This is a genomic window from Streptomyces asiaticus, assembly GCF_018138715.1.
GTDB lineage: Bacteria > Actinomycetota > Actinomycetes > Streptomycetales > Streptomycetaceae > Streptomyces > Streptomyces asiaticus.
This window is the reverse complement of sequence record NZ_JAGSHX010000006.1, coordinates 7,388,512-7,408,785: the sequence shown is the minus strand read 5'-3', so window position 1 is coordinate 7,408,785 and position 20,274 is coordinate 7,388,512. Positions and strand designations below refer to the sequence as shown.

Here is a 20,274-nt window from a genome sequence, read left to right as displayed (position 1 = left end):
CAACAACCGCCTCCTGGCACAGGCCTAATCGGCACCGGGCCCGGCCCCGCAGCCCGGTGATCACAGAACAGATGTGGGTGTTGTCGGCCTCCCTCCATCGGCAGGAGGAAGAGCAGGCTCATTCGTGGTCGGTGTTGACTGCCTGGCTTTCCGCAACGCGGAAAGCAGCAGCCGAAGTCGTTGTCAGCCCCGGGAAGGCGCCCGATTGCCCGGCTCCGGACCAGGTCACCGACCAGTTCACCGTCGCTGAAACCCGATACGCGTCATCAGGCTGCCCAGCCGAAGACGAACGGTAGGTGTAACCGCAGTCTGGCGACGGCCTCTTCGGATTCGGCCGCGGCTTGGACGCCTCGCTGGGACGGTAGGGCGTACCAGGGCCATGGCAGACTTTCGAACCGCCATCGCCCATCGACCAGACCACCGATGTCGGCCGCGCCACCGCGGTCACCGACACCCCCGGTACCGACGCCGTCGCCGATTCCCTCCGCCACGCGCCGCGCTCCAGCCACAGCCACGTCGGCAAGGTCACCAGTTGCTGCTCCGCCGGGCTCGCTTTGATCTCCGGCGAGGGCAGCCGGAGCTGCCCGCGGGCCTGCTCCGCCAACGCGGCCGGAGATACCCGAGGGCCGCCGTCATCCTGTGGCGCGTCGGGAATCCACACCGGAGGCCGGTAGAGCGCATCCCGTGTACCGCCCGCATCGCACTTGTACACGTACCAGGCTCCGTCTTCACCGGGCTTCGGTCCGGCAACCGACCCAACCACCGGGAGCTGGGCCTGGGCGTGGAACTCCGCTGGCTGAGCCATTGGGATATCGTCAGCGAAAGGGCCCTGGTAGGTGACGGTTTGAGCGTTCGAGGGCGGCTTGTAGTCACTGCGTCGATAGGAGCAATCAGTCCGATTGAGGTCCGGATTGGAGCTCTCCGGCTCCTCTCGGCGACGGCTATCGCCGCTATCGCCTCCGCCTCCCCGTTCAGGCGATTCGCTGCCTTCTCCACGATCCGGGCTCTCCTTCTGCGGGCCCCTTCCCGCGCCCAAGTCGCATCCAGGATGCGGGTTCTGCGTGCAGTCCACAGAACCCCACGAATCATCCGACCAAGCGGGGACCGCGCCCGCCATCATTACCGCCAGCGACAGCCCCACCACGACCGCTCCTCGCTTTAACACGAGCCGATCCCCTCAACGGCAAAGCGCGTCACCTTCCACCTATCATCCGACTGCTGCTTGACCTCGGCCGTAATCGACCGGTGCCCGCCAGGCTCATTGTCGGCGAGCTTGCCATTATCGACCCGGTACTTCAGCCAGTGCGTAGAGTCCCCGCAGTCGGAGATCAGCACCGTATTCGGATCCCTCGAGGGATCCACCGATGTCACCTTCGGGTGGTTTTTCGGCCTTCCCTTGTAAACGAATCCGTTGATGTGGTCGGCGTACATACCTCGCGAGATCGTCGACAGTGCGTCTCCGGTGGCATACCTCGACAGCTTCGGGGATCGCCAGTCCGACGTCTCTCCCGCCTCCGCCATGTCCCGCCACATGCCTACGTATGCTGCTACTGCTTGCTGACGCGCCGCCCCCACCACAGACAGGGAGGACGGCGAGACCGGCGCCCTTGAACTCGATGCATCACCCGCACCCGTACCAGTGGCGCCTCCACGGCCATTTGGTCCATTTGAATTGCACGCCGCTACGACAACCATTACGGAAGCGCCAAGGACCGTCCAAATGATCCGATGCCTGCACGACCTCCGTGGTCCTTCACTCCGCATAGACACACCGCCTCAAGTACGGTTCTCGCCACGACCGAACAGATCCACGTCTATCGCGCCTACTCGTTCCAACTGCAAGGTGCAGCCGAGCCTTCTCGGGGCCTAACTTCAAAGTCCGGATGACGATTCAGGCATTTTAGTTGAATTAGTGAGCGCGTCGACCAAAAGGGAGAGCAGCTCAGAGAAAGATCAGGATCTTCCTATGCTGGGCTGCGCTCATGCGGCGGCAGGTCGTCAAGACCGGGTTGACGCTCAACTCGGCAAGCATCCGTTGCACCGCAGATAAAGGTTGTCCCGTAAATGATCTACGAGTAGGTGACGGCGCGGCCGTTCCTGGCGGGACCGGCTCGCGCTATCCGGCTAGATGAATGAGTCCGATGTTCTTCAGTGGTCGTAGGCGATCAGGGATCGTTTGATCTTGGCGTCGGTGGTCCAGTTGTGCCAGATGCCAGCGGCGAGGGCGAGGAGTCTTTGTCCGGTGCGGGCGAAGACTCCTGCCGGGGTGCGGCCGCCGTGTTGCTCCAGGCTGAGCTGGCCTTTGAGCGTGTCGAAGACGGCCTCGATCCACTGACGCACGCGGGCCAGGCGGCCGTGCCGGACCGGCTCGTCCTTGCGATCGGGCCGCACCAGGTGGACGCCCAGGCGCTCGGTGAGGAGCGCCTCGAATTCCCGCCCGGCGAAGCCCTTGTCGGCGAGGATCACCTGCCCTGCGCGGACGAGGTGATGGTCGCGTTCCAGCAGGGCGGTCATCACCTCCCGCTCGCCCAGTTTCGGGTTCGCCAGGCACCAGGACACCGGCATGCCCTCGGCGGTGGTCAGCAGGTAGAGCCGGAATCCCCAGAAGAAGCGGGAGTGGCTGCGGCAGTATCCGTATCCGTGTCGGCGTACTGAGAAAAGTGCTCAGGCGTGTACAGACGAACGTGCTCAGTCGTGGGACCGGGACGACAACCCTGCGGCCGTGGGGGTGTCCGCGAGCGTCCATGACTCGACGGCGGTCTGAACCTGGAGCACGCGGGCGTAGGCTCTCAGGGATGCGGATAGGCGAGTTGTCCAAGCGCACGGGCGTGAGTCCGCGCTCACTGCGGTACTACGAAGAGCAGGGCCTGCTGACCAGCTCACGCTCCGACGCGGGGCAGCGTCACTATTCCGATGCTGCGGTCCAGCGCGTGTCGCTCATTCGACAGCTGTTCGACGCGGGTATGTCCAGCCGGGTGATCGCGACTGTGCTGCCGTGTGTGGACGTCCCGGGTGACCTGGGCGTCGCCGAGGAGACGTTCATGGCGATGATGCGCGAGCGCGACCGGATCGACGCCGACATCGCGCGCCTGATCGAGACCCGGGATGCACTCGACGTGCTGATCAGGGCCAACAGCCGGCACCGGGCGGAGCTGTCCACGGCCCCGGAACCGGTGGCGCAGTCGGCCTGATGCTGTGATCTGCGTCTCAGCCGGTTGCCCCTCACATCAATGTCAGAGGTGAGGATGGCGACAGCGCCCGGAATCACCGGGTCGGTCATACGAGAGGCGGCAAAAGATGGGGCAGGCGTGGGGTTTCGGCAGGTATGGCGGGCCCGAGGTGCAGGAGTTCTTCGATCGTCCCGATCCCGTCCCCGGTCGCGGTGAGGTGCTGATCCAGGTCGACGTCGTCGGCGTGAATCCCCTCGACCACCTTCTGCGCTCAGGTCTGGTCGACGGGCTCGACGGCGGGCGTCCGTTTCCCCGCGTGCTGGGCATGGAGGCAGCCGGAACCGTTCTCGCCCGGGGCGAGGACGTCAACGGGCTTGAGGTGGGTGACGCGGTCTTCGGCTTCGCACTCACCGGTGGCGGCACCTACGCCGAGACGACGGTGCTGTCCGCGCCGAACACCGCGCGCATCCCGGAGGGTCTGTCCGCGACCGTGGCGGCAACGCTGCCAGTGGCCGGGACGACCGCGGTGGACGTGCTCGACCAGCTCGGCCTCCCGGCCGGTGCCACGGTCCTGGTCAACGGAGTCGGGGGCGGGGTGGGCCTCGCCGTCGCCCGGCTGGCTATCGAGCGCGAGCTGCGTGTGATCGGCACCGGGAGTACCGCCAAACGCGAGCACGCCGAGGCCATCGGGGTGCGGTTCATCGACTACACCGCCGAGGACGTCGCCGCCGCGGCACGCGAGCTGGTTCCGGACGGCTTCGACGGGATCGTCGACCTGGCCGGAGGCACCTCGCTGCGGACGGTCGCTCCGCTGGCCCAGGATCCCCGCAACGTCATCGCTGTGGGTGATATGTCTGTGCCCGATCTCGGTGGGCGTTTCGTCGAGCGTCGCGTCGACCGCGAGAACCTGGAGCGGTCGGCCCGGCTGGCCCTCGACGGACTCCTCGCACCCGTAATCACCGCGGTCCATCCGCTCTCCGACGCCCCGGCCGCCCTCGCACCGTCGAGAACGGTCACACCTCGGGCAAGGTTGTCATCAAGGTGGCATGAGAAGTGCCCGGCCGTCTGACGCTGTCGACCGTCCATTGCGGACTGACGAGAACCCGTGGTCAGCGCATCATCAACTGAGCACGTTCACCTGTACGGGGTTGAGCACGCTCAGGCGTACGCCGACAATCCGGCGTGTCCGGCCAGTTCGGAGCGTTTGACGGTCTCGCGGGAGGCCGCGCAGGGCAGCGGAGTGGAGTCGATCAGCCGGAGGCTGTCGTTCCAGGTCGGGACCTGCCGTGCCAGGGCATCGATCACATGGCTGATCAGCGGTCCGGCGGCGTTGAGACGTTTGTTGTAGGCCGACTGCTGGGGCAGGTAGCGAAACAGGTGCCCGAGCCGGGCGTGGGCGAAGCGGATCCAGTGACGGGCGGAGGGGAAGCCGAGCAGGACCTGGGCGACCGCCAGGCACAGCAGTTCGGCGTCCGTGAGTTTCGGGGGTCGCCCGATCCGGCGACGCGGGGCCACATGGTCGTCGATGAACACGTACAGTGCCGCCAGAAGGGCGTCCAGGCAAGGAGTCACAACCAAGCCAACGGGCGCCCTTCGCCATGGTCGCGGCCAGCACAAACATCGGACTCATTCATCTAGGGCAAGGTTGTGCAGGCGGGCGATGCCGAGCATGGCGTGGTGGACGCCGTCGCCCTTGAGACGGCAGTCGCGGAGGATCTTCCAGCTCTTCATGCGGGCGAAGGTGCGCTCGACGCGGGCGCGGACTCGCTTGTGGGAGCGGTTGTGCTGCTTCTTCCACGCGGGTAGTTCGCTCTCGCCGGCGGCCCGGCGGTGTGGGATGACCAGGCCGGTGCCCTGGTAGCCGCCGTCCGCGATGGTCATGGTGGCGCCAACCGCAGCCTTGGCTCCGGATCCCTCCCAGCCTCGGGAATCGTGGCGGTTGCCAGGCAGCGGTCGACCGACCACGACGACCAGCCGGGTGTCGGCGTCGATGACGACCTGGTGAGCGGTGGAGTACCGGTAGTTCTAATAGGTGATCGGTGAGCCCGAGCACGTGAGTGCAAGGCCGCCGCAACGAGGTGAAGCCTGCCCCCGTTCCGGGACTGGATCCCCATGGTCAGACCAGCTTCACCTCGCCCCTCGTCCTGTCGGGCGGAGACCTTCGGTAGTTCCGGGACCTCGATCTCTTGTCAAAGACCGGTCCCGCCCGACAGGAGCGTGGTCATCACGGGTTTCATGTCGCCAGCCCGCCGGCAGGGGCCGACCTCTCAGCAGTTCACGAGCCCGAGAGCTCTTCAGCAGACCGAGGTTCCTGCCGGTCGCTGGAGACACGAACGGCTCATGAGATGGCGTGCCTTGAGCACTTCTATTAGAGCGCCGCGTGCTCCGCCTGGACGTAAAACCCCATGTTGGCACGGAGGTAGAGACATTGAGCGCGATCTTCTGCGGCATCGACTGGGCGGAAGGACACCACGACATAGCTCTGGTGGATGGGGACGGTGCCCAGCTGGCCAAGCGGCGGATCAGCGATGACAGCGCAGGATTCCACGCGCTGATGGAACTGCTGACCCGACACGGCGACAGTGCCGAGGACCCAATCCCAGTCGCCATCGAGACCCCACGGGGGCTGCTCGTCGCCTGCCTCCGGGCCACCGGCCGCAAGATTTACGCAATCAACCCATTGGCCGCCGCCCGATACCGCGATCGCGCCAGCGTGTCCCGAGCCAAGTCCGATGCAGCTGACGCCCGGGTCCTGGCCAACATCCTGCGGACCGACCGGCACGCTCACCGCCCCCTGCCTGACGATAGCGAAGCCGGGCAGGCCGTTGCCGTCCTGGCCCGCGCTCACCAGGACGCCATCTGGGATCGGCAGCAGACGATCAACCGGCTCCGCTCACACCTGCGCGAGTACTACCCGGCCGCCCTCACGGCCTTCCACGGCCCCGGAAAACCCGGACTCGACTCGCCACGCGCCCGCGTGATCCTGACCGCCGCACCCACGCCTGCCGACGCCGCCAAACTCACCCGCAGCCAGCTGCGCGCGCTGCTCAAGCGCGGCGAGCGTCCGCGCCGCGGAATCGAAGCCGAGGTCGAACGACTTCGGGAGATCTTCGGCGCGGACTACCTCCGACAGCTGCCGCAGGTCGAACAGGCTCTGGGACACCAGGCAACAGCCCTCATCCGGCAGGTCGACGCCGCTTGCACCAGCGTCGCCCAGCTCGCGGCGGCAACGGAGGAAGCATTCCTCGCGCACCCAGATGCCGACATCATCACCAGCTTCCCGGGACTGTCCGTGCTCTCCGGAGCACGCGTCCTCGCAGAGATCGGAGACGACCGCGAACGCTTCGCGGACGCCCGGTCCATGAAGGCATACGCTGGCGCGGCACCCATTACGCGGGCCTCCGGCCGCAGCCACGTCGTCGTGGCCCGCACCGTCAAGAACCAACGGCTGGCCTCAGCCGGCCACATGTGGGCCTTCGCGGCCCTCCGCACGCAGGCTCCACGCGCCCACTACGACCGACGGCGTGCTGGCGGAGAACGCCACACCGCAGCTCTCAGGAACCTGTTCAACAAACTGCTCGGCTGCCTCTACCACTGCCTGCAGCGCCGCACGCTATTCGACCCCGATCGTGCCTTCACACCGCCTATGGACCTCGCCGCCGAGCACCTACTTGACCCACCAGCGACATGAGATGTCTTCGACTGCTCGGCGATCGTGCGGTCACGCGTGGGCGCCAGGGTGCCGTCCGCTATGAGCACGGCGTCTTTCGCGAACCGTTTGCGCGGCCGGAACGCGAGCTTGGGGCCGAGATGGTCGATGATTCGGTCGGCCACTGACTTGGAGATGCCGAAGAGCGGAGCAAGCTGTCGCATCGTCAAGTTCGTGCGCCAGTAGGCCACGACCAGCAACACCCGGTCCTCCAGTGACAGGCTCCACGGCCGCCCGCGCCGCCTCTCGTCCGCGATCTCGCGGCGCGCCAAGGTCACCAACTTGCCGAAGCAGTACGGGCTCAGCCCAGTAAAGGTGGCTATCCAGGACGACTCCGACACTGTGATCACACCAGCCACAACAAGATCATGCCAGGGGTCTGGAGGTCGGCCGACCGCGTGCCGCGCTACGTTCGCGGGATGCAACAGCCCCCGGAACAGGTTCCCGCGCTCCTCGATGGCCCGGCCGTCGATGTCTCCGATGCCCATGAACTGCTCCTCGGCTACCTGGAGTGGTACCGCAAGGCCCTGATACGCAAGCTTGCCGGGCTGTCCGACGACCAGCTCCGCACGCCTGTCGAACCGCTGGGCTGGTCTCCCCTCGGCTTGGTCCAGCATCTCAGCTGGGTCGAGCGCCGATGGCTGCGATGGGGTTTCGCCGCCGAGGATGTCCTTCCCTATCCGCCCGGCGGAGACGCCGAGGAGTGGACGGTCGCCGCCGACACCTCCGCCGCGGAGGTCATGGCCGCCTACCAAGCGGAGGTGACCGCCGCGGACTCTCTTACGGCGGCTGCCGCCCTGAACGACAAGGCACGGCTGGGAGGCCGCTTCAAGACACCCGCCCAAGCGCCCTCGCTTGGGCGAATCCTCTTCCATCTGCTCCAGGAATACGCGCGCCACGTCGGCCACCTCGACGTCGCGCGCGAGCTCATCGACGGAGAGACCGGTGAGTGAGACGCCAGGGACCGCCGATGCATTGCGGGACAGCCTTTAGCCGAGCTGCCGCATCTCGGAATTCATTGATCTTCGAGCTGCTTTTCTCGGATATTCTCCAAAGTTCCAAGAATCGCTCCTCCAACTCGGGGGACGATTCTCCATCGCTGCTAAGCTCGCGAAAGTCATAAAGCAGCATCCCGACCCTGACGACGCCTTCCAAGACTGACGCCATGGCGGCGAATGGAGCCGTCTCTGTCTGGGCATCCGTCACCAGGGCAACCTTATTCATGGTCTCCCGTACCGGATCCAGGGCCATACAAGGCGCCTACCGTGCGCAGTACCGCGACAACGGCACTGGCCTTCAGCGCTTCAGCGGCGCCGAATGGGTCGGTATACCGCCGAACTCGTCCAGTGGACCAAAGTCAGCCTCGCGGGCGGCTACGAGCACAACGGCAACAGCAATGGCAACATCGCGTACCGCATCATCGACCTCATCGGCGCACGGTTCGTCCAGTGGCGCGGCGGCATGAACGTCACCCTACCGAGGCTGCGCCCCCGTTCGGACGGCGAATTCCTCACCGCCGCTCTGCCCACGGTCGCCCGGCCCGGAACGCTACGCACCGTGCTCGTGGCGTGCTCGGCCGCCAACAGCAACGTCCTATCCCTGAAAGTCGACTTCCGCAGCAACGGCAGGGTCGCGCTCGTCGCCCAGTCCGGCGCCACCCCGCCATGGGTCAGCCTCAACAGCGTCATGTACGTGCTCTGACGGAGCGGATCACTGGTAGAGCTTTCCACGCTGATACGACGGAAGGTTGCTGCGGCCCATGACCCGGTAGCCGTTGCCGCCATTATCGAGGATCTTCTTTCCCGGTTCCCCATCGGTAACCCAGTTGACCTCAACAGTGAAGCGAATATCCCGGTTTCCGGGGTCGAGCCGCAGAGTCAGCTGTTCTGGATCATTCGCGGAGACCTTGAAAGGGAAGTCAACTGGGTTTTTCCCGGTGTCCGGAGGAACTGGAGTAGCCGTTATCGGTGCGCGAGTGAGATCTACGGCGAAGGTCCGTGGAAACAGCAGCCCACCGCATCCATCCGGATCGATGATCAGGCCTCGTCGGGGCAACTTCTTGTTCGACAGCACCTGGATCTTCACGCCGGTAACGACGATGGCTTGATTTGCCGCGGATTGCAGAGTGATGGGCAGCTCTGCGGGGTCACGGCGGCTGTTGCTGATCGCCACCCCACCCTTTAGCGCACCGTCAGGGTCTTTCTTCACATCCGCCAGGGATTGATCGCTGTAGATGGGAATGCATCCCTCAGGACCACCCGTGTACGGCTTCACTTCGGCTGGGCCCGCAACTTTGTCCCGTACCCAGCCCCATCCATCCTGGATCACCAAGCCAGCCAGCAAGCCGACTAGCGGCAGGATCACGATGGTTGCCCAATGTGTACGGTCTCGAAGCGGCGGGGGTGCCGAGGGCTGGACCAGCTGACTCGATGAGGAGCGATTTTCGCCCTGCGAATTTCCACCCTGTTGCGGCATTGATGTACCCGTTCCCGCTGTCACATGTCCCTCCACAGCCATGCGCGCCTCGTGCATCCCACATCGTCTCAGCGAGCCTGCAAGCCGTGCCCCATGTGGCCGCTTACTTCGGATGAGAGGAGGCCAGGTGACCACAGCCTATCGAGCGCAGTGCACGGCGCGGTGCGAGAAGAGTTCTCTTCCCTCCTGTATCACCTCTTCGCTGGTTATACGGCCTCCTACACGGCACAACGCCTTGAGCGCCTGCCCTTCCAAGCAGACCGCTCCAGCAGTTGACGTCTCAGCCGTCCCAAGCGCCGGCCCTGGAGGGGAGGCGGCGGGTCCCGGGCAAGGGCCGATTCGACAGCCTTGACGGCTACAGGGTCGGCGTGGCGGCAGGGAAGGCTCTGAGCTCGGACCTCGTCGATGCGGGCGTCTCCATGCGTGCTGGACGGCATGGGTAGCCTTCACTTGACCTGGTGGCCAACAACGCATGGGTGGCGGTATGCAGTTCGACGAGTGCACACGCCTGATCCTCTGGGATATCGATCACACCTTGCTCGATGGCGGCGGAGTGAGCCGTGACGCCTACAGCAGCGCCTTCGCCCGAGTGACGGGGCGCCCCATGTCACGTATGGCCGACATGACAGGTAAAACGGATCTGCTCATCGCCTCGGAGACTCTCCGTCTGCACGACATCGATCCAGACCAGGGCAACCTCACCACCTTCATCACGGCTGTCGCTGAGGAGCTCAAAGCACGAGCAGACCTACTAGCCGCCCGCGGTCACGTTCTGCCAGGGGTTCCAGAGGTGCTCGACGCCTTGAGCCAGGTGCCCGGCGTTCGGCAGTCAGTACTCACCGGGAACATGCGAATTCTCGCTGAGCTTAAGCTGAGCGTCTTCGGGCTGGCTGAGCATCTCGACCTAGACGCTGGAGCCTACGGGGATGACGCTCAGGAGCGGGTCGCACTGCTGCCTTGCGCCTGGAAACGCGCCCAGCTGCACTACGGTCGGCACTTTTCCGCTGCCGAGACTGTGATAGTGGGCGACACTTTGATGGACATCGCGACCGCCAAGGCGGGAGATGCGCGGGTCGTCGCTGTAGCGACCGGGTCGGTGTCGGCTGATGAACTTCACCACGGAGGAGCAGACACAGTACTTCCTGACCTTGCAGACACCCGAGCGGTACTTGATGCAGTCCTGGGTGCCAACACCGGTGAAGCCAGCGGGACGCTGACATAGCTTAGCGAGTTAACCCTGGCTATGGGACCTGGTCAAACAACTGTTGAACGGGCCGCGCGGATCTGTGTGGCCGCAGCCTGGCCATGAAATCGGTGATGTTCTTCGACATTCGAGTCGATGAAATCTGCTTATTTAGAATGAGAGCCCTTGATGCCTGGGCACAGGATTCGTCGAGGTCCCCAGCCATTAACCCGATATCTGCCAGTCGGACCAGGTAGTGCACCTGGTCGCGAAGATTCTGTGTCTCGCTCGCGCGTAGGTACTCAACGGCACTGCCCAAGCAAGCACGCGCTTCTTCGAGAGCACCGGTCTTCATCAAACAGGTTCCTTGTTGCGCCAGTAGTTCCCCTTCATCGAAATAGGCCAGCCACACAGGTGAATCAGACTGCGTCCCTGTGCGCTCGAAAGCGCGTTCCGCAGCATGGAGCATTGCTCGCGTCTCGGCCTTTTGGCCGTTCTCAGCGAGAGCACGAGCCATGCGAGTGGCGAGCATTGCACCCGTTCGTCCCGTAACAGGACTCGAATCATGGGCAGTTCGAGCCAAGGCGAGCGCCTCGACAGGACTCCCATGGTAGAGAGCTGTCAGACTCATGTACCCGAGAACGCTGCTGGCGAGACCGGGGTTCTCGCTTATGTGGGCAGCGTACAGAGCCGTGGTGAGATTCTTACGGGATTCAGCTGGACGGCCAGCATCCAATGCTAACCAGCCCGCCATCTGCGCCAGTTGAGCCACAGCATTTTGGAGAGGTTTCTCATGCGCTGTATCTCCAGCTGAAAGCATCGCCACAATTTCATGCAGTCGGCGCTCAGCCTCCACAATGAGTGCGTCCCCTCCAAATTGGTGGTCCCGCTGCTGTAGTTTTATGACAAGAAGGTCTAGATCCTCTAGATTGGATGAAGGGGCCGGCGCATTAATCGCATATGCATGTGGCCCCGCCAGGGACGCGATTACCGATTCCGGTCCCTTGATCGCCTCGCCAATCGGGAGATCCGGGACCATGGCGTCAGGTACACCCAGAGCCCGTGTCCAGGTCATCACCTGCCGCCGGTCACGGACTGTCTTACGGCCCCGCTCCAGACGGCTTACCTCTGCCTGGTCGATGCTGACAAGGGCAGCGACAGCAGATTGTGAAACGCCCGTATGTCTCCGATAGGCGAGGACCAGAGCACCAACGTCCCACCGGCCCAGGGCTTCGCGCATGGCATCACTGGCCCAGAAGTTCGCAGACAGCTTGGGCGACGACCGCCTACAACTGGCGCACAGCCCAGATGGGTTGTAGCGGCTGAGGTCTGTGCCGCACCCCGAGCAGCTCCGGGAGCTGGCCCCGCGCATGTCCATCCCTGCCTCGTCCTTGCGTGGCTGCTACTGACCTTAGCCGACTCTGTCATAAACGCTCATACGCAATGGGCGACTTGAGCCTCATCGTTGAGTTGGGCCTCGTGACCGGCGACCGGTTGCTCCTCCTTACGGCTGAGCGCTGCGCCGGTTACAGCCGGGTACCTCGGCTGGTCCGGCCCGCCGACTTCACAGTGCATCCCATGCCGCTGAACAACATGGAGCCACTTCTCATGACTAGCTGTCCTGACGAACCCCGAACCAGGAGAGTACCGTCCGTTGTGGGTTCGAACGCGCAGGATCCTGACCAGCCGTCCGCAGTGGCAGGCCATTTGGGGAGCCGGGTTTGGGGCGAGGTCGGCTGGGCCGCTACGGAGGTGCGCACCGATAGGCCGCACCCGGCACGGATGTACGACTACTTTCTCGGCGGGAAGAACCATTACCACGTCGACCGAATTGCAGCGGAGGAAGTAGTCCGGCGAGTACCGGAGGCCGTCGATTGCGCGCGAGCCAACCGCGCGTGGATGAGACGGGCGGTGTGTCATCTGGCAGAGATGGGGGTCCGCCAGTTTCTCGATCTGGGAACCGGTCTCCCCACCGAACCCAATCTCCACCAGGTAGCACAATCAGTAGCCAGTGATGCTCGGGTCCTCTACATCGACAACGATCCGATCGTACTCACCTACGCGCAAGCGCTACTTGTGGGCAACAACCCTAATCAGGTCGACTATGCTTTGGGTGATCTGCGGGACCCGCAAGGAATCATCCGCATGGCGCGGTCACAGGACATCTTTGACTGGGGGCAACCCATCGCGCTCGTGCTGTCTGCGATCGTGCATTTCGTCGCGGACGAGGAGGACGTCGCCAACATTATCGCCACCCTCAGAAATGGATTGCCCCTCGGAAGTTTCCTGGCCCTGTCGCATGCCACGGATGACCTTCAGGGTGACAAGGCTGCTCTCGGTGCGGCCGTGTATGACGAGTACCAGGCTACCGCTGGCGTCACGATGCGTTCGCATCAAGAAATCGAGGCCCTGTTCTCGGGGTTCACTCTGATCGAGCCTGGGCTAGTGCAGGTTCCACTTTGGAATCCCGACGACGCGGTCGACGACGAGGAACTCAAGCGCGTATGGCTGTACGGCGGAATCGGTCAAAAGGTCACCACGAACGGGCCACGGGACCTACCTCAAATGAGCAACCCTAGGCGGGAACAACTTCCAGACCGGCGGAATCATCTGTGAAACCTTCCTTCTGACCGTCCGAGGACTCACTTAACACCTGACATCCACCGCACCTCGCTTGCTCAGCATGACGCCACTGCACAAGTATCTGGACCGGCCGTCGGGGCGATCTGCGAATTAGGGTCTTCGGCTCCCCCGTCCCGAAGCCCCGCAGCGTCCCGACGGCCTTCTCAACCCTCTCCCTATCCGTTGCGTTCGAGGTTCTGATGGCCTTCCTCTCCCTCTTCTGGTACTCGGCCTTCATTGTGGCCGCCGCGTCTGCGGTTTTTTTGCACTATCGCCTAGCGACCATAACTCACGCTCATAAGCGGGAGGATTCGCTGTGAAGGTGCCCACGCGACGGGCGATGGTTGCCGAGGCCAGGAAGCTGGTACGGATACGTCAGCTCTCACTGACCTGCCCCGAGGGCGAGGTCCTGTACGTGTCCTTTAGCTTCTGGCACGGCGAACCGCGGATGGTCTGGCGGGCCGAGTGATGGCGCGGCGTGGACAGGCGCAGAGCGCGGCCCTCAACCAGCATCCGGCTCGTGACGACGCAGCGTTGCGGTCCGTGGTGGACGACGCGGCGATGGGGCGTTGGGAAGGCGCCCGGGATCTGCTGGCCGCGACGGGCGCGGACTGGGACCGCCGGATCTTCCGTCTCCAGGTCCTCGCCGAGGTGGGGGTGCGGCTCAGGTTCGCCGACACCTGGGCGAAGGCCGAGCCGCGCTCCCATCACGCCCTCGCTCTCCTCGCGAACGTGCAGGCCCTGCGCGCGATGATCGCCGGACGCAGTGCCGGCCGGGCACTGATGGAGGATGCCTGGTCCACCTGCCGCGCCGCTCTCAAGGTGTGGCCGCAGGATGTGGCACCGCTGGTGGTCATGCTCGCGCTGCTGCGCACCCACGCTCCCGACCGGAAGGCACTCAGCCATGTGTGGGAGGAGATCAAGCAGCGTGACCCCTGGAACCGCGAAGCCCATCATGAGGTGGTCACCTACCTGTTCCCTCGCTATCACGGCGGGCCGGGAGAGGCGGCCTGGTGGGCCGAGGAGCAGGCATCCGCTGCCCCCAATGGGTTGCCCCTGGCGGTCTTGCCACTCGTCGTCCTGGCGGAAACACACCGGGCCCGCCAGGAGCAGGACCAGAGGTCCTACGGCCTGACGATCCATCCCTGGATCGACTGTCCGCATATCAATCGCGTGCTGGAGCGCTGGTGGCGCTATCGCGCGCCGAGCCCCCATGCGTGTTTCGCCGATGACGCCAACTACCTCGCCCACGCCCTGTCGTTCGCGAACCGCCACATTGAGGCCCTGGAGGTGTTCGACGCCATCGGCCCGTACGCCACGGACGTTCCCTGGTCCTACTGCGGTCAGGCCCGCGAACTGTTCCTGCGGCACCGTGCCTGGGCCTACAGCCCACCGCGGCGCCGACACCGCTGAGCACCCACAACCACCCGACCGACGTAAGAAGGGCGGAATACCTGTGCCTCTTGATGTCTCCCGTGTCTCCGACGAGGAACGCCTCAAGCAGCTCGGCTACCAGCAGACGCTGTCCCGCTCGATGTCCGGCCGCGCCAACTTCGGCGTCAGCTTCACGATCATCTCCATCCTGTCCGGCTGCATGACGCTCTACGGCTACGGCATGAACACCGGTGGACCCGCAGTGATCATGTGGGGCTGGCTGTTCGTCGGCCTGATGACGCTCTTCGTCGGCCTGTCGATGGCCGAGGTCTGCTCCTCCTACCCCACCAGCGCAGGCCTGTACTTCTGGGCGCACCGCATGGCCCCCAAGCGCTCCGCGGCAGCGTGGGCGTGGTTCACCGGCTGGTTCAACACCCTCGGCCAGATCGCGGTCACTGCCGGCATCGACTTCGGTGCCGCCAACTTCCTCAATGCCTTACTCGATCTCCAATTCGGATACGACGCCACGCCGGGTCACACCATCACGCTGTTCGGCGCCATCCTGGCCCTCCACGGCGTCCTGAACACCTTCGGTGTGCGCATTGTCGCCCTCCTCAACGAAGCCTCCATCTGGTGGCACATCCTCGGCGTCGCTGTTATCTGCGGTGCCCTGGTGCTCATCCCTGACCACCACCAGTCGACCCGGTTCGTCTTCGGCGAGTTCGTCAACAACACCGGCTTCACCTCCAGCGGCTACGTGGTGCTCATCGGGCTGCTGATGGCGCAGTACACCTTCACCGGCTACGACGCCTCTGCCCACATGACCGAGGAGACCATCGACGCCTCCATCGCCGGGCCCAAGGGCATCGTCCGCTCGATCCTCGTCTCCCTCGCGGCCGGATTGGTCCTCCTCTTCGGTTTCACCTACGCCATCCAGTCCTACACCGGTGCCCTCGAATCGGACACGGGAGTGCCCCCGGCGCAGATCCTCATGGACGCCCTCGGCTCGGCGGCCGGCAAGTGGATGCTGCTCATCGTCATCGTCGCCCAGCTCTTCTGCGGCATGGCATCCGTCACCGCGAACTCCCGGATGATCTACGCCTTCTCCCGCGACGGAGCCCTGCCCTTCTCCACGACGTGGCACAGACTCAACCCGGCCAGCCGGACTCCCACCAATGCCGTCTGGCTCGCCACCGGCGGCGCCTTCGTCCTCGGCCTGCCCTACCTGTGGAACAGCACCGCCTACGCCGCGGTCACCTCCATCGCCACCATCGGCCTCTACCTCGCCTACGTCATCCCCACCTTCCTCCGGCTGCGGCAGGGGAGCCGGTTCGAGCGGGGGCCCTGGCACCTTGGCTCCTGGTCAACCATCGTCGGCACGATCGCCGTCGCCTGGGTCCTGGTGATCACGGTGCTGTTCATGCTGCCGCAGAGCTCACCGGTTACCGCGGATACCTTCAACTACGCGCCGATCGCAGTCGGCATCGTCATGGCCTTCTGCGGCACCTGGTGGCTCGTCTCGGCCCGCACGTGGTTCCTCAACCCTGCCCACCCACGCAATTTCAGCCCGCATCGCGAACGTACCCGCGGAGAGGAAGTCCCTCGCCCATAGACCAGAGGCAGAAAGTGGCGGCCCGCAGCTGCTCGCGGGCATCCGGCATACGGAGACGGGGCGAGAGCCTCCACCGTAAGAGATGTCGGTGAGGAAGACCCAGTGACGCTGACACTGCCGAGGCACTGACGCCCGGCGGCACTGCCCACTGTGGCTGCATCGGCCCTCCACCCATGATCTGGCGCACTCGGTATCGCCGCCTTACCAACTGCCTCTCACTCAGTCCTGGACTCCCCAAAGGGCCCTGCCATGACCACACAGCACCACACGCAGCGACGCTCCATCCTCCTCGTCCGTGCATCCTGGCGCATAGACGCAGTAACTGGAACAGATCGATCCATCTCTTCACTCGCCACCGCACTGGCGGCGGCCGGGCACCAGGTGGCCATCGCCACGGCCACCGAACAGCATGACGGCACCGGACTGCCCGGCGTCCCCGTCGAGCAGTTCGACCTGCCCCTCGCCCTGCCCTGCACTTCACAGGCACTGCGTGAGGCCGTCATCACCACTGAGACAAAAGTCCAGCGGTCCCTGAGCGACCTGATCGTCCGACGCCGAGTCGACACCGTCGTGTCCGTAGGTGCTTTGTGGGGTCTGGGTCGCGTGCCAATTGATCTTCCTTACGGCGTCCAGCGTGTGCTTGTGGTGCCTGCGCTCCCGCAGGAGCAGGACATGCCACCGGCTCTGGCGTATGCGGACACCGTCATCACCTCCTGCGACGCCGTCCTGCGACAGGCCGCCACCGCGGCCTGGCCCACCCGTAGATGGCGCGTCGTCCCCAACGCCCCACTCCACAATCCCGGCGTCCCAGCCCCGGTTGCACGGAAGGCTGAAGCCCCGGTGCGGGTGCTGGCCCCGGCCGGCCAGGATGTGGGTGTCCTCGAGCTGATCGCAGCTGTCAGAGCATGGCATCGGCATGTGGAGGTCGCCCTCGCTCCGCCCGGGCCCGACGACCCACGCGGTGGGCGGACCTTGCAGCAGCAGTGCCAGATACTCGCCGACCGGGCACCGAACATCACCTTGGAACCTGTGCCCGGCTGGGCAGAAGTAGCCAACTGGCTGGCCGACGCTGCCGCAGTGATCATCCCGTGCCGCCGCCCCACCAGCAGCATGACCGCTCTGGAAGCCCTCAGCCAAGGCACACCGGTCATCGCCTACAACACCGGCATCCTGTCCGACCTTCTCCAGCCCCTCCAGCACGGTCCCCGCCGGCTGCTCGCCGACGTCATGCACGGGCCGAACGCGTTGCTGTTCCTCACCGACGGACTGCTCGCCGACCCTGCTGCCTACCACGCGGCCTGCCAGGCCGCCTACCGCCGCGCCCAGGACCTCCGGCCTGCCCGCGTCGCACAGCTCTTCTGCTCCGCCCTGCCCTGAGCAACACCGAACCGCCCCAATCCACCCGTCCCGCTATGTCAATGGATCCCCAAGGATGACCGACCGCATCACTGTCCAGGTGCGCGCCGATGACCCCCTCTCCGAAGCCGGGGTGATCAGTCTGCTGCGCCCGCGGCCGGAGATACGCCTGGACGACGGTGCCGACGATCCAGCCGTGACCGTGGTGGCAGCGGACATCTCCGATCCGGCCGGGTACCAGCTGCTCCGCACCGCCCAGCACGGCGGCTCATCGCGGCTCGTCCTGTTGGTCTCCCGTCTGCTGGACCATCAACTGGCGCTGGCCGCCGAATGCGGGACCGCCGGGATCATGTGGCGCCGCGAGCGTCGACAGCGATCGGCTCGTCCGCATCATCCAGACCGTGGCCACAGGAGACGGCCACCTCCCGCCGGACCTCCAAACACGCCTGCTCCACGTGCTCGGCCAACTCCACGGAAGTGAGCAGAGTCTGGGGATCGGGCGAGTGGCCGAGAGAGAAATCGATGTCCTGCGGCTGGTCGCCGAGGGCTACGACACCCCGGAGATCGCGCTCAAGCTGAGCTTTTCAGAACCGCGATCAAGAACGTGCTGCATGCCTTCATCGCCCGGCACCACCTGCGCAACCGATCCCCCACGCCGTGGCCTTCGCGCTACGCAAGGGACTCATCTGACCCGCCCCCGTCATCCTCTTCAGGAGAACCACTGGTCATGCCCGTAACGACATCCGCCGAGGACAGTGGCAACGACACCTTCCTCATCGTCAGCTCCAACTTCGAGGGCAACGGCGTGGGAGACCCCGGTCGCCGCCGGGCCATGCACGCCACCATCACGGACATCGGCCCCGGCATCCTGCTGCGGCAGGAATGCGACAAAGCCCTCGCCAACAACCGCAAGCTCCTCTACGAGGACGAAGACGCCCTTGGCCTGCGCGGCTGGATCGGCCCCAAGAAGGGGAAGACCAAGCAGCTCACCGGCATATTCGTTGACCAGTCGCGGTTCCGCTGCGTCGGCGAATGGCGCGACAAAGCGGTATGGAACCAACCGCCCACCACTCTCTCGCTGAAAATCGACGACTGCGCGGTGCCGTTCATCGCCTCCTCCGTACACGCCAGCTACAGCTCCCCGACCAGACGCCGCCTGGAAGCGGAGCGGTGGACCACGCTCAACGACAAAGCCGCCACAGTCCCAGGCGCCTCACGCGCCTACGATCGCGACCGCCGGAAGACACCGGTGTACATGATCGGCGGCGGAGACTGGAACTCCTACCCCGAACCAGGTCTGGATCACGTCCAGCTGCCGGACTGGAACGAGATCGATGACGAGCAGCACATAGCCCACCGCAGCATGCTGGATGCCCACGGACGCCGTATCGCGGACAGTGATCCGGATCGGATCCTGCGGACCGCGGGCCTGGAAGACGTCGCCCGGCATGCCGTTCGCACCAACGGCGCCGCCCGGCACCAGGCCCTGGCCCCCACCTGCGGCGTGGACTGGCAGGGAGGCCGACAGCGCGTCGACCGCATCTACGCCAGCAAACCCCTCCTCCCAGCGATCACAGACGTCAAGGTCATCGACGTGGACTGGTCCGACCACGACGTCCTGGTGGCGACGGTGAAGACCGAGGAGTTCATCCAGATCCTCAATCGCACCTGGCAGCTGGCACTCGCGGCCTGACCGGCCCTCTCAAGCACCCACACCGTCCGGGGGTTTGCCACGCCCCATCTCAGCTCGGGCCCCTCGGCACACGAGCCCCCGCTCCACACATCTCTGTATCCCGCCATCACCATCAGATGGGAACGCCTTGGCTCACGCGAGCTTGTGCACCGACCACCCTGGCTGGACCGACACCGAGTCCCGCTGCTACCGGCTGCTGTCCAACGAACAGGGCGGCACCTGGCTAGCCTCCTGGGACGGGCAAGCCCTTGACTTCATGCCCATGGCCGGCGACGGAAGCCTCCCCGACCTCACGTACACCCATCACAACCAGCTTCCCCCGGCCGTGCCACACCAGCTCGCCGATGCGCTGGCCCCATTAGGAACAATCGTGCGCATCTCGAACCCCTCGCTATGGGATGCCCTGTGCGTCGCGATACTGCGACAGCGACAGCTCCCTCCCGGCACCAGTCGCAGGCTCTACCACCGTTGGTGCACCCTCTATGGGCCTGTCTTCGAGAGCCCATACGGAGCCCTCCACCTCGCCCCTACCCCGAAGAGGATGCTCGGCCTGCCCGACCACGCCTTCCACAGGGCCAAAATCGCCACCCTCCAGGCAAGCCTACGATCGGCCGCCCATGCTTACCTGCTCCATGCCACCGCTTGGAGACGACTCCGGGGCCACGCTCTGGTCACCGCACTGAGCGGCATTCACAAAGTCGACAGTTGGACCGCCGCCGTAGCAGCAGCCGACTACCTGGGTGATTTCGCTCTCTATCCCCGCCACGACCTCACCTTGCGCACACTCGCCCACCGCGCGGCCCCCGACGCCAGTCTTCCCGTCGCGGAAGAACCCTTCGCGCACCAGTGGACAGCCTGGACCGCCACCTCCAGCCAATTGCGCACCTTGACGCTGGCCACCCTCGCCTTCGGCAGCCACGCCTCCACCGTCCCCAGCCCAGCGCAATGAAGTACCCCCCGCCCCAGCCAGCGACGAAGCTACTCTGGCGTGCGGTGACCATCACGGCGGCTTTGCCGGACGCGAGGACCACGTGCGCGATACCGCCCGCTGCCAGCCAGTCGGTCGAGCGCTACCAATGG

General features: G+C 65.1%; 16 protein-coding genes and 4 pseudogenes. 12 read left to right on the top strand and 8 right to left on the bottom strand.

What is annotated here, in order from left to right:
- Positions 1-118: 118 nt before the first annotated feature.
- From KHP12_RS39495 to KHP12_RS39485, 3 genes and pseudogenes are all read right to left on the bottom strand, one after another.
- Positions 119-805 (bottom strand): hypothetical protein, encoded by a 687-nt coding sequence (locus KHP12_RS39495; RefSeq protein WP_246643246.1) that lies wholly within the window; start codon positions 803-805, stop codon positions 119-121.
- Between the two features lie 353 nt (positions 806-1,158).
- Positions 1,159-1,521, bottom strand: coding sequence for a hypothetical protein (locus tag KHP12_RS39490; protein ID WP_211834244.1), 363 nt, complete (start codon positions 1,519-1,521; stop codon positions 1,159-1,161).
- A 627-nt stretch (positions 1,522-2,148) separates the two neighbouring features.
- A pseudogene (locus KHP12_RS39485) lies at positions 2,149-2,640 on the bottom strand (transposase); the annotation flags it as partial.
- A 155-nt stretch (positions 2,641-2,795) separates the two neighbouring features.
- Here KHP12_RS39485 and KHP12_RS39480 point away from each other — a divergent pair.
- A complete protein-coding gene (locus KHP12_RS39480; protein ID WP_211834243.1) occupies positions 2,796-3,191 on the top strand; it encodes a MerR family transcriptional regulator in 396 nt (131 codons plus the stop codon).
- 106 nt (positions 3,192-3,297) lie between these two features.
- Positions 3,298-4,239: an NADP-dependent oxidoreductase gene (locus KHP12_RS39475; protein ID WP_246643245.1), complete on the top strand. Its 942-nt coding sequence runs from the start codon at positions 3,298-3,300 to the stop codon at positions 4,237-4,239.
- 107 nt (positions 4,240-4,346) lie between these two features.
- Here KHP12_RS39475 and KHP12_RS39470 read toward each other — a convergent pair.
- Positions 4,347-4,742: pseudogene (locus KHP12_RS39470) on the bottom strand (transposase family protein); the annotation flags it as partial.
- Positions 4,743-4,796: 54 nt separating this feature from the next.
- A pseudogene (locus KHP12_RS39465) lies at positions 4,797-5,195 on the bottom strand (transposase); the annotation flags it as partial.
- 403 nt (positions 5,196-5,598) lie between these two features.
- On the opposite strand from KHP12_RS39465, the gene KHP12_RS39460 reads away from it, so the two are divergent.
- Positions 5,599-6,861: an IS110 family RNA-guided transposase gene (locus KHP12_RS39460; RefSeq protein WP_211834242.1), complete on the top strand. Its 1,263-nt coding sequence runs from the start codon at positions 5,599-5,601 to the stop codon at positions 6,859-6,861.
- A gap of 5 nt (positions 6,862-6,866) precedes the next feature.
- Here KHP12_RS39460 and KHP12_RS39455 read toward each other — a convergent pair.
- A pseudogene (locus KHP12_RS39455) lies at positions 6,867-7,238 on the bottom strand (helix-turn-helix domain-containing protein); the annotation flags it as partial.
- Between the two features lie 60 nt (positions 7,239-7,298).
- On the opposite strand from KHP12_RS39455, the gene KHP12_RS39450 reads away from it, so the two are divergent.
- Positions 7,299-7,832 (top strand): DinB family protein, encoded by a 534-nt coding sequence (locus KHP12_RS39450; RefSeq protein ID WP_211834241.1) that lies wholly within the window; start codon positions 7,299-7,301, stop codon positions 7,830-7,832.
- 364 nt (positions 7,833-8,196) lie between these two features.
- Positions 8,197-8,580 (top strand): hypothetical protein, encoded by a 384-nt coding sequence (locus KHP12_RS39445; RefSeq protein ID WP_211834240.1) that lies wholly within the window; start codon positions 8,197-8,199, stop codon positions 8,578-8,580.
- 9 nt (positions 8,581-8,589) lie between these two features.
- Here the strand turns inward: KHP12_RS39445 and KHP12_RS39440 are convergent, their stop codons facing one another.
- Positions 8,590-9,243 (bottom strand): hypothetical protein, encoded by a 654-nt coding sequence (locus KHP12_RS39440; protein ID WP_211834239.1) that lies wholly within the window; start codon positions 9,241-9,243, stop codon positions 8,590-8,592.
- Positions 9,244-9,838: 595 nt separating this feature from the next.
- Here KHP12_RS39440 and KHP12_RS39435 point away from each other — a divergent pair.
- Positions 9,839-10,576, top strand: coding sequence for an HAD family hydrolase (locus KHP12_RS39435; RefSeq protein ID WP_211834238.1), 738 nt, complete (start codon positions 9,839-9,841; stop codon positions 10,574-10,576).
- A 19-nt stretch (positions 10,577-10,595) separates the two neighbouring features.
- Here the strand turns inward: KHP12_RS39435 and KHP12_RS39430 are convergent, their stop codons facing one another.
- Positions 10,596-11,777, bottom strand: coding sequence for a helix-turn-helix domain-containing protein (locus KHP12_RS39430; protein WP_211834237.1), 1,182 nt, complete (start codon positions 11,775-11,777; stop codon positions 10,596-10,598).
- Positions 11,778-12,193: 416 nt separating this feature from the next.
- Here KHP12_RS39430 and KHP12_RS39425 point away from each other — a divergent pair, with 416 nt between their 5' ends.
- The 6 genes from KHP12_RS39425 (at position 12,194) to KHP12_RS39400 (ending at position 20,143) form a co-directional block, all read left to right on the top strand.
- Positions 12,194-13,153, top strand: a complete 960-nt coding sequence (locus KHP12_RS39425; protein WP_372455327.1) for an SAM-dependent methyltransferase — start codon at positions 12,194-12,196, stop codon at positions 13,151-13,153.
- A 474-nt stretch (positions 13,154-13,627) separates the two neighbouring features.
- A complete protein-coding gene (locus KHP12_RS39420; protein ID WP_246643242.1) occupies positions 13,628-14,572 on the top strand; it encodes a hypothetical protein in 945 nt (314 codons plus the stop codon).
- Positions 14,573-14,615: 43 nt separating this feature from the next.
- Positions 14,616-16,145, top strand: coding sequence for an amino acid permease (locus tag KHP12_RS39415; protein ID WP_308016987.1), 1,530 nt, complete (start codon positions 14,616-14,618; stop codon positions 16,143-16,145).
- A gap of 672 nt (positions 16,146-16,817) precedes the next feature.
- Positions 16,818-17,522, top strand: coding sequence for a glycosyltransferase (locus tag KHP12_RS39410; RefSeq protein ID WP_086883125.1), 705 nt, complete (start codon positions 16,818-16,820; stop codon positions 17,520-17,522).
- Between the two features lie 706 nt (positions 17,523-18,228).
- Positions 18,229-19,194, top strand: a complete 966-nt coding sequence (locus KHP12_RS39405; RefSeq protein WP_086883126.1) for a hypothetical protein — start codon at positions 18,229-18,231, stop codon at positions 19,192-19,194.
- Between the two features lie 541 nt (positions 19,195-19,735).
- Positions 19,736-20,143, top strand: coding sequence for a hypothetical protein (locus KHP12_RS39400; RefSeq protein WP_143678129.1), 408 nt, complete (start codon positions 19,736-19,738; stop codon positions 20,141-20,143).
- Positions 20,144-20,274 lie beyond the last annotated feature (131 nt).

Excerpts from the sequence above, each read along its gene's own strand:
- KHP12_RS39495 (WP_246643246.1), bottom strand. The coding sequence starts at position 805 with ATGGCTCAGCCAGCGGAGTTCCACGCCCAGGCCCAGCTCCCGGTGGTT.
- KHP12_RS39490 (WP_211834244.1), bottom strand. The coding sequence starts at position 1,521 with ATGGCGGAGGCGGGAGAGACGTCGGACTGGCGATCCCCGAAGCTGTCG.
- KHP12_RS39480 (WP_211834243.1), top strand. The coding sequence starts at position 2,796 with ATGCGGATAGGCGAGTTGTCCAAGCGCACGGGCGTGAGTCCGCGCTCA.
- KHP12_RS39475 (WP_246643245.1), top strand. The coding sequence starts at position 3,298 with ATGGGGCAGGCGTGGGGTTTCGGCAGGTATGGCGGGCCCGAGGTGCAG.
- KHP12_RS39450 (WP_211834241.1), top strand. The coding sequence starts at position 7,299 with ATGCAACAGCCCCCGGAACAGGTTCCCGCGCTCCTCGATGGCCCGGCC.
- KHP12_RS39445 (WP_211834240.1), top strand. The coding sequence starts at position 8,197 with ATGGGTCGGTATACCGCCGAACTCGTCCAGTGGACCAAAGTCAGCCTC.
- KHP12_RS39435 (WP_211834238.1), top strand. The coding sequence starts at position 9,839 with ATGCAGTTCGACGAGTGCACACGCCTGATCCTCTGGGATATCGATCAC.
- KHP12_RS39430 (WP_211834237.1), bottom strand. The coding sequence starts at position 11,777 with ATGCGCGAAGCCCTGGGCCGGTGGGACGTTGGTGCTCTGGTCCTCGCC.
- KHP12_RS39420 (WP_246643242.1), top strand. The coding sequence starts at position 13,628 with ATGGCGCGGCGTGGACAGGCGCAGAGCGCGGCCCTCAACCAGCATCCG.
- KHP12_RS39410 (WP_086883125.1), top strand. The coding sequence starts at position 16,818 with ATGCCACCGGCTCTGGCGTATGCGGACACCGTCATCACCTCCTGCGAC.
- KHP12_RS39405 (WP_086883126.1), top strand. The coding sequence starts at position 18,229 with ATGCCCGTAACGACATCCGCCGAGGACAGTGGCAACGACACCTTCCTC.
- KHP12_RS39400 (WP_143678129.1), top strand. The coding sequence starts at position 19,736 with ATGCTCGGCCTGCCCGACCACGCCTTCCACAGGGCCAAAATCGCCACC.